Here is a 12,613-nt window from a genome sequence, read left to right as displayed (position 1 = left end):
CGGACGATTCGGCAGGAACCGAAACCATTGCGGTGATTCCGGCGGGCACGCACAGTGGAAGCGGCGGACGTGGCGCGCCTGCGCCCGACGTCCGGCGCGTAACGGCGTGGCCCCGCGAGCCACGGCAGAGGGGGTTCGAACAGTGGTGACCGAATTCGACTACGTGATCGTCGGCGCCGGACCGGCCGGTTGCGTACTGGCGCACCGGCTTTCGGCCGACCCGGAAACCACGGTGCTGCTCGTGGAGGCCGGTGGCCGCGACACCAGCCCGCTGATCGGCATGCCGATGGGGTTCGGGAAACTGCTCGGCGACCCGCGGCACACTTGGCAGTATCCGATCCGGCCGATCGGCCCCGGCGATCGCGCCGAGACGTGGGTGCGGGGCAAGACGCTGGGCGGATCCAGCGCGGTCAACGGCATGATCTACAACCGCGGGCAGCGCGCGGACTGGGACGAACTGGAGCGTCGCGGCAATCCCGGCTGGGGCTGGGACACCATGCTGCCGATCTTCCGGGCCATCGAGGACAACCCGTCCGGCGCCTCCGATCTCAGCGGATCCGGTGGGCCACTGCGCATCTCGACCACCAGCGGGCTCGACCCGTTCCTCGAGGAGATCCTCGACACCGGCGCCGCGCTCGGCTGGAAACAGGTGCGGGACATTAACGCGGAGGACACCGAACGCATCGGTTACGCCATGGCGACCATCCGCAACGGCCGCCGGTGCAGCGCCGCCACCGCATTCCTGCATCCGGTCGAGCGGCGCGCGAATCTCACGGTCGCGGTGCGGACCGTCGCCGATCGGGTATTGATCGAGCGCGGCACCGCCGTCGGGATCCGCTGCCGCCGGAAGGGTCGGGGTGTCGACTATCGCGCCCGCCGCGAGGTGCTGCTCTGCTGCGGCGCTCTCGCCACTCCGAAAATCCTGCAGCTGTCGGGCATCGGTCCCGCCGAGACGCTGCGCTCGGCCGGAGTGGCGGTGCTGGCCGACAGCCCGAACGTGGGCGCCCGGCTCATCGAGCACCACTGCTTCGTGCTGCAGTACCGGCTCGTCGGCGACCTCGGGTACAACCGATTGCTGGGCACGCCCGCCGGTCAGCTACGTTCGGGGATAAGGTATCTCGCGACACGCGGCGGACCGCTGGCCGGGCCCGGGCACGATATCGTCGGATTCTTCCAGTCCAGGCCGGGTCTCGACCGGCCCGATGCGCAGATCCAGATCGGCCCGTGGTCGATCGCCCCGCAGCTCCCCGGCGAGCCGGTGACCCTCGAGCGTGAGCCGGGCATCATGTGCATCGGCTACCTGCTGCGGCCCGACAGCACCGGAAGTCTCCGGATCACCGGGCCGGATCCTGATGCGGCGCTGGACATCGACGCCAACTACTTCGCCACCGACCATGATCGCCGCGTCGCCGTCGACACGTTCCGCACCATGCGCCGGCTGTTCGCCACCGAACCGCTCGCCTCCCGGCTGGGCCCGGAAACCACGCCCGGGCCGCACGTCGACACCGACGCCGAGATCATCGACGCCTGCCTCGACGGCGGCGTCTGCGGCTACCACGCCATCGGCACCGCCGCGATGGGCCCCGACGCCGACGACGTGGTCGACCCGCAGCTGCGGGTCCGCGGCGTCGCGGCCCTGCGCGTCGTCGACGTGTCGGTGCTCCCGACCATGGTGTCGGGAAACCTCAACGGCCCCGTCACCGCCCTCGCCTGGCGCGCCGCAGACCTGATCACGGGCGCCTCCGACAATGCGGAGTGACGGTGCCGCACCGTGTTTCGCTCGTCGGCGGGGTCAGAACCCGGCCGTCGGGAGCCACCGGACGGAGGTGGCCTCGTGGATGTGGACGAGGATGTCGAAGGCGTCGGCGAGGGAGGTGACAGTCACGCGGGCGGTGTCGTCCTTGGACGGGTCGTAGACGCCGCTGATGACCCGGAGGGCGGCCGGTGCCTGGCGCCAGGACTGCACGGGTTCCGGTGCGGCCGTGCGCAAGTCGATGTAGTGCGCGGGCAGGTCGACGGTGCCGAGGAGTGCGTCGACGAGGTCAGGGGCCGGTGCGGGGACGGCGGTGAAGCCGAAGTCGCCGTGGTGGAATCCGATGCCGACCGACAGGTACTCGGTGCCGAGGGCGGTGCGTAGCAGACTGCCCAGATCGTGCGACTCCTGCTCGCCGTCGCCCAGGCGGAAGGCCGCCGCGGCCGTGTGCGCGACGCCGTCCCAGTACGCGATCCGGGCACCCGTGCGCCGCTGCCACTCGAGGATTCTCGTCACGGCGGGCTGTTCGTCGGTCATGAAGCTGCCGCGCCCGGCGACACTGCCGTCGTGAAATTCGAGGATCAGCCGCGCGTGCGCCAGCGCGGTCTCGCGCTCGGGGGTCGCGGGCAGCTCGCCGAGCAGGCCGACGGCGTCGCGCGCATGGTCGGCGAACGGCCGTCCGGGGTGAATGCCCTGGTGCCGCTGCACGTGTTCGTCGATCTGGTGGGCGGTGCGGATCGGATCGAGGTGGGCGGCCACGGCATCCAGCAGTTCCGGTGCCGCCCGCCGGACATGATCGAGGACGGCGTCGTAGTCCGACGGCTCGGCGCGCGTCGGGTTGATGCCGAAGATTCGCACCGGATCGGCGGGATGGTCGGCGTTGAACGCCCGGATCCACGTCAGCGTGTCGACCAGTTCGGCGCTGCGCCACGGCCGCCACATCCCGGCGACCGCCGCCTCGGCCGTCCCCGCGCCGCCGTTCACATAGTCGTCGAGCCGCTCTCCGGCGCGGGTACTGTCCTGCAGCGCCAACGCCCGGAAACCATACTCCCGCACCAGACTTCGGAAGATCCGGTCCCGGACGCCGTAGGTCTGCGCGGAGAACCGTGTCGATTCGCCGAGCCCGACCACCTTCGCCGTCGCGATCGAATCGGTCAGCGGTGTGAGGTCGTCACCGAGGTGGTTCTGCCGGGTGTCGGTCACGGGCCGGGCGTGCGTGCGCAGCCAGTCGTGCAACTCCGGGGCGTGGGTCGTGGTCATGACGACGACGGTAGGGACCGGTCCGCCCCGGTCGCCTCTGTCGAATGACCTGGTTCGACAACCGCGCAGCCAGGCTACGATTCGACCGTCTCGGGCAGACCGAACTCGGCGAATACCGGCGCATCCAGGAATGCCGTGACCCCGGCGATCGCGCCGCCGCGCACGGTCAGCACGTCCAGCGCGAACGCCCGGAAGCGGCCCTGCTCCCGATCCCACAGGTAGCTTCCGACGGCGGGCTGGCCGTTCGCTGTGGCCCGGATGTGCTGCCAGCGCTGCGTGAACGGGCCTCCGGCAAGGAATTCCGCGATGGCGGCATGTCCGCGGTACCACTGCGGCAGCGGCGGCATCGACCAGACAGCGTCCTCGGCCAGCAGCCCGACCACCGCGTCCACGTCGCCGCGCCGCATCGCCTCGGTGAACGAGCGCACCAGCCCGTCCACCCGTCGATCGCCCAGGTCGCGCAGCGTCGCCTGCTGCGAGCGCTCCGGGATCCGCGAACGCACATTGTCGCGCGCGTGCTGCAGGGCGCTGTTCACCGCGGCCGTCGTCGTCCCCAGCAGCTCGGCCGCCTCTCGCGCGGAGAAACCGAGCACGTCCCGCACGATGAGCGCGGCGCGCTGCGTGGCCGGAAGATGTTGCAGCGCGGCCACGAACGCCAACTCCACGCTCTCCCGCAGCTCGTAGCGCGCCTCCGGGCCCGCGAACCCCGACGGCAACCCCAGCCGCCGATCCGGGTACGGCCCCAGCCAGCGCACGCCCTCCACCGGATCGCCCGGCGGCTCCCCCGCCGCGGCGGCCGGTGACAGGTCGATCGGCAAGGCCCGCTTCGGCCGCTGTTCCAGCGCGGTCAGGCAGACGTTGGTCGCGATCCGATACAGCCACGCCCGCACCGAACTGCGGCCCTCGAACCGCGCCAGCCCGCGCCAGGCGCGCACCATCGTCTCCTGTAGCGCATCCTCGGCATCGTGCACCGACCCGAGCATTCGATAACAGTGCGCGTGCAGTTCGGTGCGATGCGGCTCCACCAGCTTCCGGAACTCGTCCTCGGCGGGTGCGGGGAGCTGCTCGTCGACGTGAGGGCGCAGCGGAGCATCGTCCATACCAACTCCGACGACATCGGCCCGGAGAATTCATCGGTCGGGCGCCGGAACTTCCGCGGCTGGACCGGACCGGCGCCGCGGTTGCCCGGGCATTGCCTGCGCGTGGCACGCTGGAGCGGGTGTGGTTGGTACTCGCCGGGCTCGGCGCAGCGGTGGTGATCGGCGGATGGCTGCCGCTGGTGGACGCGGTCGATATCGAGCTGACCCAGGCGGGCCCGATCCTGGCATTCCTGATCGCCACCACGGTACTGGCCGAATTGTCCGATGCCGCCGGGGTTTTCGATGTGGCGGCCGCCGCGTGCGCCCGGCTGGCGCGCGGCTCCACCGCGGCGCTGTTCGGGCTCGTGGCGGTGCTGTCGACGGTCGTCACCGTGGTGATGGGCCTGGACACCACGGCCGTGCTGCTGACACCGGTGGTGCTCGCGGTGACCGACGCCGTCGGGGTGGCGGCGATCCCGTTCGCGATGCTGGTGGTGTGGCTGGCCAATACGGCGAGCCTGCTGCTGCCGGTGTCGAACCTGACCAACCTGCTCGCGGTGCAGCACACCGGAGTCTCGACGATCGGTTTCGCCGGGCGTATGGCGCTGCCCGCGCTCGCGGCCGTCCTGATCACCGTCGCCTATCTGGGTCTGCTGTTTCGGCGCAGCCTCACCGGGCGGTATCACGCGCCGCCCGCCGCGCCGCCACCGGACCGCCTGCGTTTCATCGTCTGCACTGCCGCATGCGGTGCATTCGCCGTGGCGGTGGCCTGCGGCGTCGTACCGTGGGTAGCCGCTACCGCCGCTGCCGCCGCCGCGGCGGCCCCGTTCGCGATGCGAGATCGAAAGCGCCTGCGGTGGTCGCTGATTCCCTGGCGCCCGGTCGTGGCCGTGGCCGGGTTGCTGCTGGTGGTGGGCGCGCTCGGGGCCCACGGCATGGCCGCAGTGCTCAGCGGGTGGCTCGGCCGGTCGGACGCGCAGGCCACGGCGGTGGCCGCCGCGATGAGCAACCTCGTCAACAATCTGCCCGCGTACACCGCGATTCGATCCGCGGTGCCGCCGGGCGATCAGGGCCGGTCGGCCGCGGTCCTGGTCGGCGTGAACTGCGGTCCGCTCGTCACGATGTGGGGGTCGCTGGCGACCCTGCTGTGGGCGCAGCGCTGTCGCGCGCGCGGCATGACGATCGCACCGCTGCGATTCGCGGCCATCGGTCTCGGCGGGGTGCCGCTGGTGCTGCTCGGTGCGGGAGCGGCGCTGCACTGGTCCTGAAGCGCCTATGCGAGGTCCCTGCCGTGCGTGCGAAATCCGTTGCCCCAGTTCCGAAACTGTTGTCGGACTCATTAAGTAAGGCTAGGCTAACTCGCATGGCGACGGCAGAGCAGCGCGGACATGTGGTCGGGTTGGTTTTCGGGCAGATGGCGGGGCAGTTGATCGCCACGGCGGCGCGGCTGCACGTGGCCGACGCGCTCGGCGACGGCGAGCGCACCGGCGCGGCGATCGCGGAGGTCATCGGCGCGCACGAGCTGTCCACGATCCGCCTGTGCCGTGCGCTCGCCGCCTTCGGCATCCTCGCCGAGACCGAGCCCGGCCGGTTCCGGCTCACCGAGACGGGCGCCCTGCTGCGCACCGATCGCCCGGATTCGCTGAACTCCTTCGTGCAGATGTTCTCCGATCCGGCCATGCAGGCGGCATGGGGCGAACTCGGCACCGCGGTGCAAACCGGAAAGCCGAGTTTCGACACCATATTCGGAGTCGGCTTCTTCGAGTACCTGGCCACCCACCCGCAACTGTCCGCCCAGTTCAACGTGTCGATGCGGCAGGGCACCTCGGCGACGGCCCGAATCCTGCCGCAGCACTACGATTTCGCGCCGTTCCACACCGTGGCCGATATCGGCGGCGGGGACGGCACCCTGCTCGCCGCCGTCCTGAACGCGAATTCCGGCCTGCGCGGAATCCTGTACGACACCCCGGAGGGCTCGGCCCAGGCCGCGGAAACACTGTCGGTACAGGGCGTTTCCGAGCGCTGCACGGTCGTCGCGGGAGATTTCTTCGCCGCCGCCCCCGCGGGCGCCGATCTCTACCTGCTCAAGAGCATCATGCACGATTGGGACGACGAGCGCGCCGCGGTCATCCTCGGCCACATCCGCCGAGTACTCCCCGACAGCGGCCGCGTGCTGATCGTCGAGCCGATCCTGCCGGATGTCGTCGACGACTCCGTTCCCCCGAACATGTACATCAGCGATCTCAATATGCTGGTCAATCTCGGCGGCCGTGAGCGCACCCGCGATGACTTCGAAACCCTCTGCGCCACAGCCGGACTGGCCGTATCCACCATCACAACGCTGCCGGGCGGCATATCCCTGATCGAAGCGAAGGGCGCGTAGTCGCCCGGTCGGGACGCTCGCGCGCGGCGCACCTGATTGACTCGGGACATGAGCATTTCGGCGCATCTCGAGGATATCGGTCTCCCGCTGGTCGAGCAGCAGCTCGAGCACCCCACCGTCGCCGGGATCGCCCGGGGTGACCTGCCGGAACCGGTCTTCCGGTCGTGGCTGGAGCAGGACTACCTGTTCCTGCTGGACTACGTCCGGGTCTTCACGCGGCTGGCCTGGCAGGCGCCGGCGGCGCACCTGGGCGATCTCGTGGATCTGGCGCACGCCACCTATCACGACGAGCTGTCGCTGCACCGTTCGCTGGCCGCCGAATTCGACGCCGATCTCGACAATGCCGTGAAAGGCGCTCCGTGCGTGGCATATACGGGCTTCCTGCTGGACTCGGCCGCCGCGTACGCCGACGGCCTCGCGGCGCTGTATCCGTGCATGTGGGGCTATTCCACGCTGGGCGCCATGCTGGCGCGGACCATGCCCGAGGACCCGCGATACCGGCGCTGGGTGCAGACCTACGCCGATCCGGAGTTCGCCGCCCTCACGCGCCGCTGCGCCCACATGCTCGACGAGGCCACCACCGATCCCGCCCGCGCCGAAAAGCTGTTCCTGGAGGGAATGCGGCACGAGCTGGCGTTCTGGGATATTCCCTAGACCGCCGGATCGCTCATTCCCAGCCCGAGATGTTCGATGTGGTAGACCGCCTCGTCGAGCAGCATGGCCACGTGGTTGTCGTAGAGGGTGTAGATCATGCTGCGGCCCTGGCGGGTCGCGGTGACCAAGCCCATCGCGCGCAGCAGGCGGAGCTGATGGGAGACGGCCGACTGCTCCATCTCCACCGCCTCCACCAGATCGCCCACCGAGCACGCGCCGTGCCGTAGCCGCGTGAGGATGCGCAGGCGGCTCGGTGTGGCCAGTGCCTGCAGCGTGGCCGCGACGGTGGCGGCCGAGTCGGCATCCAGTTGTGCCGGCGGCGTTGTCCTGCCCTGGACTCCATGTCCCACAGCGGTTACTCTACCGCCCGGTGATTACATGAAGACGTCTTCATGTATTCCTGTGTAGTGGTTCGGAGAAACGGAGTTCGGTATGACCGCATCCCTCGTGGATCGACCGCGGACCGAGGGCGCGACGCGCCCCGCGCTGTCGGGCCGCACCCGCGCGCTGGCGCTGTCGGAGGTGCGGTGGGCCGCCGCCGCAACCGCGCTGTTCGTCGCCGGACTGGCCGCGCAGTGGGCGGGCGGACCGGCCTGGCTGTGGTGGGCGGCGTACCTGGCCTGCTACCTCACCGGCGGGTGGGAACCCGCGGTAGCGGGCCTGCAAGCGTTGCGGGACAAGACTCTCGACGTCGATCTGCTGATGATCGTCGCCGCGATCGGGGCGGCCGCGATCGGGCAGGTCTTCGACGGGGCGTTGCTGATCGTCATCTTCGCGACATCGGGTGCGCTGGAGGCGGTGCTGACCCAGCGCACCGCCGACTCCGTGCGCAGCCTGCTCGACCTCGCGCCCGCCCGGGCGACGGTGCTCGACGATTCCGGGCGCGAACGGGTCGTCGAGGCCGCCGACCTGACGCCCGGCGCCGTGATCGTGGTGCGGCCCGGGGAGCGGATCGGCGCCGACGGCACGGTCGAATCCGGCGCCGGCGACGTCGATCAGGCCTCCATCACCGGCGAACCGCTGCCGGTACCGAAGGCGCGGGGCGACGAGGTGTTCGCGGGCACTTTCAACGGCACCGGCATGCTGCGGGTACGGGTGGAGCGCGCCGCGTCGGACACCGTCGTGGCCCGGATCGTCGCCATGGTCGAGCAGGCCTCGGCGACCAAGGCCGGGGCGCAGCTGTTCATCGAGAAGGTCGAGCAGTGGTATTCGGCCGCCGTCGTCGCCGCGACGATCGCGGTCCTGTTCCTGCCCTTGGCATTCGGTGCAGACTTGCACTCGGCGCTGTTGCGGGCCATGACGTTCATGATCGTGGCGTCGCCGTGCGCGGTGGTGCTGGCGACGATGCCGCCGCTGCTCGCCGCCATGGCCACCGCCGGACGGCACGGCGTGCTGGTGAAGTCGGCGATCGTGATGGAACAGCTCGGCACGGTCACCGCCGTCGCCTTCGACAAGACGGGCACGCTCACCCGCGGCGAACCGCACCTGTCCGGCGTTCATCCGCTCGGCGACACCGATGCCGACCGGATCCTCGCCCTGGCCGCCGCTGTCGAGCACTCCAGTGCGCATCCCATCGCCCGCGCCGTGGTCGCCGCGGCGGGCCGGCGCGGCGTGGACGTCCCCGCCGCCGGCGACTTCGAGTCGATGCCCGGCCGCGGGGTTCGGGCGGTCGTCGACGGTCACGAGATTCACGTCGTCAGCCCCGCCTGTGCGGCGGTATCCGGTTCCGCGCATTCATTCGCCCCCGCGAACCGCGCGGACGACGGTGCGCTGGAAACGCTTGTCGCCGCGGCGGAATCGCGGGGCGAGACCGCGGTGGTGGTGCTGGTGGACGGCGAACCGGCAGGGGTGCTCGCCGTCTCCGATCGGCTGCGACCGGGCGCCGGCGCGACGGTGTCGGCGCTGACCCGGCTGACCGGGACGCGACCCGTGCTGCTCACCGGTGACAATGCCCGTGCGGCAACGGAACTCGGGAGGCGGGTGGGGATCACCGATATCCGGGCGGGCCTGCTCCCGGAGGACAAGGTCGCCGCCGTTCGCGGCCTGGAAGGCGGTGGGCATCGCGTCGCCCTGGTCGGCGACGGAGTCAACGATGCGCCCGCGCTCGCCGCCGCCCACACCGGAATCGCCATGGGCCGCAGCGGATCCGATCTCGCCCTGGAGACGGCGGACGCGGTGGTCGTCCGCGACGACCTCACCACGATCCCGGCGGTGATCGCGCTGTCGCGCCGGGCGAAACGCATCGTCGTGGCCAATCTGGTGATCGCCGCGAGCTTCATCACCGTGCTCGTCGTGTGGGACCTGGCCGGACATCTGCCACTCCCCCTGGGCGTCGCGGGGCACGAGGGGTCCACGGTGATCGTCGGCCTCAACGGCATGCGCCTGCTGGCATCCCGCGCCTGGGTTCACGGCGAGCGCTGATCGCAGCGCCCGTCCTGCGCAACGGAATTCGGCGTCTTCTCATGGCGAATAACCCGTCGTAGCGGCCGATCGCGCGAGTAGCTTGGTAGGCAGTCGACCGTGTGGAGCTGCCTCCCGTGGGCCTGCGGGGGCCATTCGAAGGGAGCGGGTATGCAGATCGAAGCCGGACAGGTCGCGGTCGTCACCGGGGCCGCGCACGGAATCGGCCGGGCGGTCGCGGCCGCCCTGCACGCCCGGAACGTCCAGGTCGTGCTGGCCGATATCGAGGCCGATACGCTGAAGGAGGCCGTCGCCGAGTTCGGCGACGGCGCCGTGGCCGTGCCGACGAATGTCGCCGATTCCGCGCAGGTCGAGCAGCTCGCCGAGGCGACGATGGACCGGTTCGGCCGGGTCGACCTGCTGTTCAACAATGCGGGCATCAGCTCCGGCGGGCCCAGCTGGCAGGTGGAACTCGCGGCCTGGCAACGGGTCTGGTCGGTCAATGTGGACGGTGTGGTGCACGGCGTGCGGGCCTTCGTTCCGCATATGGTCACCGCCGGGCGCGGGCACGTCGTGAATACCGCGTCGATCGCCGGTCTCACGGCCGGGGCGTTCAACGCACCCTATGCCGCGAGCAAGCATGCCGTGGTGGCGCTGTCGGAATCGCTGCACAACGAATTGGCCGTGCTGGCACCGAATGTCGGAGTGACCGTGGTCTGTCCGGGCCCGGTCGACACCCGGCTGCTGCGCGGTGTCGGCGACATCGCGTCGATTCTCGACAGCGATCCGCAGCAGCTGCGGGAACGCCCGGAGACGGCGTGGCTGGCCGAACTCACCCCGGAACAGCGCGACGAGATGGAGCCGGTCTTCGCGGCCATCGCCGAGATGACCGCCGACCCGATGTCCACCGCACGTGCCGCGGAGATCGTCCTGGCGGCGGTCGAGGCCGACCGCCTCTACACCACCACACACCCGGACTACGCCCCCCACATTCGTACTCGAGTGGAGACGATCGTCGCGGATCTGTTGGCGGACAGGTGATTCGGGTGCGGGTCAGCCGTCGGCGAGGATCCGGGCGGCGGCCTCCAGGCCCTCGGTCGTGCCGACGGCCACCAGCACATCGCCGGCGGTGAAGGTGAAATCCGGGCCCGGCGACGGGATGGCGTGCCCGCACCGCACCACCGCGACGATCGACGTCTTCGTGCGCGTACGCATTCGGGTCTCCCCCAGCGGCTGCCCGGCATAGGGCGAGCCGTCCCGCACCGGAAGTTCGCGCGTCGTCACCCCGTCGAGTTCGCTGTGCTCCTCCCGCAATTGCGCCACCAGCTGCGGTGCGCCGAGCAGATTGGCCAGCGCGGTCGCCTCCCGCGCGGACAGCGGAATCTGATCGGTCGCATCCGGATTCCCGGGCTTGCTGACGATGAGATCGATCGTGCCGTCCCGATGGTCGATCACCCCCACCCGCCGCCGCGCGTTCCCCAGCGAGAACTCCTTGCGCACCCCGATGCCCGGGAGCGGGGTCACCTCAACGTTCACCTTTTCACCATAACCACGCGGGGCCCGACGGAAACCTGGTCGACGGTTCGCATGCGGGCCGATATGCGCCGACGACACCTCGCGCCGGTCGGCTTGCGCCAATTCCATTGTGGCAGTACATATCCGTGCCGCCGCGCCTAGCAGACCGACCGTTGGTCTGTTAGCGTGATTGTATGGCGCGCACGGTGAAGGCGGCACAGACTGTTCGGCGGGAGGCGTTCGTCGAGGCCGCCACGCGGCTGATCCAGACCAAGGGCTACGAGCAGATGAGCGTGCAGGACGTGCTGGACGAACTCGGCGCGTCCAAGGGGTCCTTCTATCACTACTTCGACTCCAAGCGGGCACTGCTGGTGGCCGTCAGCGAACGCATGACGGAAGCGGCCGTCGCGGCACTCGCGCCGGTGCTCGAGGATCCGTCCCGGACCGCGCTGCACAAACTGCAGGCCGTCTTCACCGGCCTGGCCGCCTACACCGGCGAGAGTCAGGACCTGGTGCTCGCGGTGCTGGAGACCTGGCGCTCGGACGACAACGCGATCGTGCGCGAACAGGTCCGGCGCAGCGGGACGCGGCGGCTGCGGCCGGTGCTCGCGGCCATCGTGGCGCAGGGTGTCGCCGAGGACGTGTTCGCGGCCGTCGAGCCGCAGGAGACCGCGATCGTCATGGCGTCGATGCTGTACGGATTCCAGGAGACCGGCACGGAACTGTTCTTCGCCCGCCGCCGCGGCGAGGTCTCGTTCGATGCCGTATTGCGCGCCAACGCGGCCGATCTGGCGGCCCTCGAACGCCTTCTCGGCCTCCCCGCCGAGTCGCTCGAGGGCCACGACGAGGCCACGCTGCGCCTGTGGTTCGACGGATGATGGGAGTTGGTCATGGGTAACGTCTACGTGAAGTCGTTCGCCTCGCTGGCGGCACTGCTGGTCGGGCTGGGCGCGCTGGCTTTCCTGTCGGCCTGGACCTTCGAGTATTGGCAGGCATGGGTCTTCCTCGGGGTATTCGGCGCGTCCGGCGTGCTGATCATGCTCTATCTCATCCGCTACGACCGGGAACTGCTGGAGCGGCGAATGTCGGCCGGGCCGACCGCCGAGACCAGGACGAGCCAGCGGATCATCATGTCCCTTGCGTCGCTGGGGTTCTTCGCCCTGCTGGTGGTACCGGGGCTCGATCACCGCTTCGGCTGGTCGTCGGTGCCGGGGTGGCTGAGCGTTGTCGCCGAGGTGGTGATCGCGCTCGGGATGCTGATCGTGTTCTTCGTGTTCCGCGAGAACTCCTTCACCTCGGCGACCATCGATGTGGCGGAGGACCAGCAGGTCGTGTCGACCGGTCCGTACGCGCTCGTGCGGCATCCGATGTACACGGGTTCGCTGCTGTATCAGGTCGCGATGCCGGTCGCGCTCGGATCCTGGTGGGGGCTGGCCGTTTTCGTGCCGCTGGTGCCGATCATGCTGTGGCGGATCTCCGACGAGGAGCGGTTGCTGAGTCAGAGCCTCCCGGGCTACACCGAGTACGCCCGCCGGACGCGCTACCGGCTGGTCCCCCAGGTCTGGTAGC

Annotated in this window: 12 protein-coding genes; 8 read left to right on the top strand and 4 right to left on the bottom strand. The window is 70.1% G+C overall.

Annotated features, from left to right (window positions below):
• Positions 1–145: 145 nt before the first annotated feature.
• On the top strand, positions 146–1,759 hold the full coding sequence (locus NM1_RS10890; RefSeq protein ID WP_068017663.1) for a GMC family oxidoreductase: 1,614 nt from the start codon (positions 146–148) through the stop codon (positions 1,757–1,759).
• A gap of 33 nt (positions 1,760–1,792) precedes the next feature.
• Here the strand turns inward: NM1_RS10890 and NM1_RS10885 are convergent, their stop codons facing one another.
• The gene (locus NM1_RS10885; RefSeq protein ID WP_068017628.1) at positions 1,793–3,013 is read right to left on the bottom strand and encodes an erythromycin esterase family protein; all 1,221 of its coding nucleotides are present in this window, start codon (positions 3,011–3,013) and stop codon (positions 1,793–1,795) included.
• A gap of 74 nt (positions 3,014–3,087) precedes the next feature.
• The gene (locus NM1_RS10880; protein ID WP_068017624.1) at positions 3,088–4,113 is read right to left on the bottom strand and encodes a sigma-70 family RNA polymerase sigma factor; all 1,026 of its coding nucleotides are present in this window, start codon (positions 4,111–4,113) and stop codon (positions 3,088–3,090) included.
• A 119-nt stretch (positions 4,114–4,232) separates the two neighbouring features.
• Between NM1_RS10880 and NM1_RS10875 the strand changes: the two genes are divergently transcribed.
• From NM1_RS10875 to NM1_RS10865, 3 genes are all read left to right on the top strand, one after another.
• Positions 4,233–5,360: an ArsB/NhaD family transporter gene (locus NM1_RS10875; RefSeq protein WP_084519403.1), complete on the top strand. Its 1,128-nt coding sequence runs from the start codon at positions 4,233–4,235 to the stop codon at positions 5,358–5,360.
• A 95-nt stretch (positions 5,361–5,455) separates the two neighbouring features.
• The gene (locus NM1_RS10870) at positions 5,456–6,475 is read left to right on the top strand and encodes a methyltransferase (RefSeq protein WP_068017621.1); all 1,020 of its coding nucleotides are present in this window, start codon (positions 5,456–5,458) and stop codon (positions 6,473–6,475) included.
• Positions 6,476–6,523: 48 nt separating this feature from the next.
• The gene (locus NM1_RS10865; protein WP_068017618.1) at positions 6,524–7,129 is read left to right on the top strand and encodes a TenA family protein; all 606 of its coding nucleotides are present in this window, start codon (positions 6,524–6,526) and stop codon (positions 7,127–7,129) included.
• Here the strand turns inward: NM1_RS10865 and NM1_RS10860 are convergent.
• The gene (locus tag NM1_RS10860) at positions 7,126–7,479 is read right to left on the bottom strand and encodes an ArsR/SmtB family transcription factor (protein ID WP_068017614.1); all 354 of its coding nucleotides are present in this window, start codon (positions 7,477–7,479) and stop codon (positions 7,126–7,128) included. The genes NM1_RS10865 and NM1_RS10860 overlap by 4 nt on opposite strands.
• An 82-nt stretch (positions 7,480–7,561) precedes the next feature.
• On the opposite strand from NM1_RS10860, the gene NM1_RS10855 reads away from it, so the two are divergent.
• Together NM1_RS10855 and NM1_RS10850 are read left to right on the top strand one after the other, a co-directional pair.
• Entirely contained in the window at positions 7,562–9,550 is a 1,989-nt protein-coding gene (locus NM1_RS10855; RefSeq protein WP_068017609.1) for a heavy metal translocating P-type ATPase, read from the top strand.
• Between the two features lie 150 nt (positions 9,551–9,700).
• Complete coding sequence (locus tag NM1_RS10850) at positions 9,701–10,570, top strand: SDR family NAD(P)-dependent oxidoreductase (protein ID WP_068017606.1); 870 nt, start codon at positions 9,701–9,703, stop codon at positions 10,568–10,570.
• A 12-nt stretch (positions 10,571–10,582) separates the two neighbouring features.
• Here NM1_RS10850 and NM1_RS10845 read toward each other — a convergent pair whose 3' ends face one another.
• Positions 10,583–11,065, bottom strand: coding sequence for a cation:proton antiporter regulatory subunit (locus NM1_RS10845; RefSeq protein ID WP_068017602.1), 483 nt, complete (start codon positions 11,063–11,065; stop codon positions 10,583–10,585).
• A 173-nt stretch (positions 11,066–11,238) separates the two neighbouring features.
• Here NM1_RS10845 and NM1_RS10840 point away from each other — a divergent pair, with 173 nt between their 5' ends.
• Both NM1_RS10840 and NM1_RS10835 read left to right on the top strand, forming a co-directional pair.
• Positions 11,239–11,922 carry a TetR/AcrR family transcriptional regulator gene (locus NM1_RS10840; RefSeq protein WP_068017599.1) on the top strand — a complete coding sequence of 228 codons (684 nt, stop codon included), beginning with the start codon at positions 11,239–11,241 and terminating at the stop codon, positions 11,920–11,922.
• A gap of 12 nt (positions 11,923–11,934) precedes the next feature.
• Complete coding sequence (locus NM1_RS10835) at positions 11,935–12,612, top strand: methyltransferase family protein (RefSeq protein WP_068017596.1); 678 nt, start codon at positions 11,935–11,937, stop codon at positions 12,610–12,612.
• The last annotated feature ends 1 nt before the right edge of the window (position 12,613 follow it).

Source organism: Nocardia mexicana NBRC 108244 (assembly GCF_001613165.1).
GTDB classification, from domain to species: domain Bacteria; phylum Actinomycetota; class Actinomycetes; order Mycobacteriales; family Mycobacteriaceae; genus Nocardia; species Nocardia mexicana.
This window is presented reverse-complemented; position numbering and strand designations above follow the sequence as displayed.

Coding starts and splice junctions, on each gene's coding strand:
- NM1_RS10850 (WP_068017606.1), top strand. CDS start 9,701: ATGCAGATCGAAGCCGGACAGGTCGCGGTCGTCACCGGGGCCGCGCAC.
- NM1_RS10840 (WP_068017599.1), top strand. CDS start 11,239: ATGGCGCGCACGGTGAAGGCGGCACAGACTGTTCGGCGGGAGGCGTTC.
- NM1_RS10865 (WP_068017618.1), top strand. CDS start 6,524: ATGAGCATTTCGGCGCATCTCGAGGATATCGGTCTCCCGCTGGTCGAG.
- NM1_RS10870 (WP_068017621.1), top strand. CDS start 5,456: ATGGCGACGGCAGAGCAGCGCGGACATGTGGTCGGGTTGGTTTTCGGG.
- NM1_RS10885 (WP_068017628.1), bottom strand. CDS start 3,013: ATGACCACGACCCACGCCCCGGAGTTGCACGACTGGCTGCGCACGCAC.
- NM1_RS10855 (WP_068017609.1), top strand. CDS start 7,562: ATGACCGCATCCCTCGTGGATCGACCGCGGACCGAGGGCGCGACGCGC.
- NM1_RS10835 (WP_068017596.1), top strand. CDS start 11,935: ATGGGTAACGTCTACGTGAAGTCGTTCGCCTCGCTGGCGGCACTGCTG.
- NM1_RS10880 (WP_068017624.1), bottom strand. CDS start 4,113: ATGGACGATGCTCCGCTGCGCCCTCACGTCGACGAGCAGCTCCCCGCA.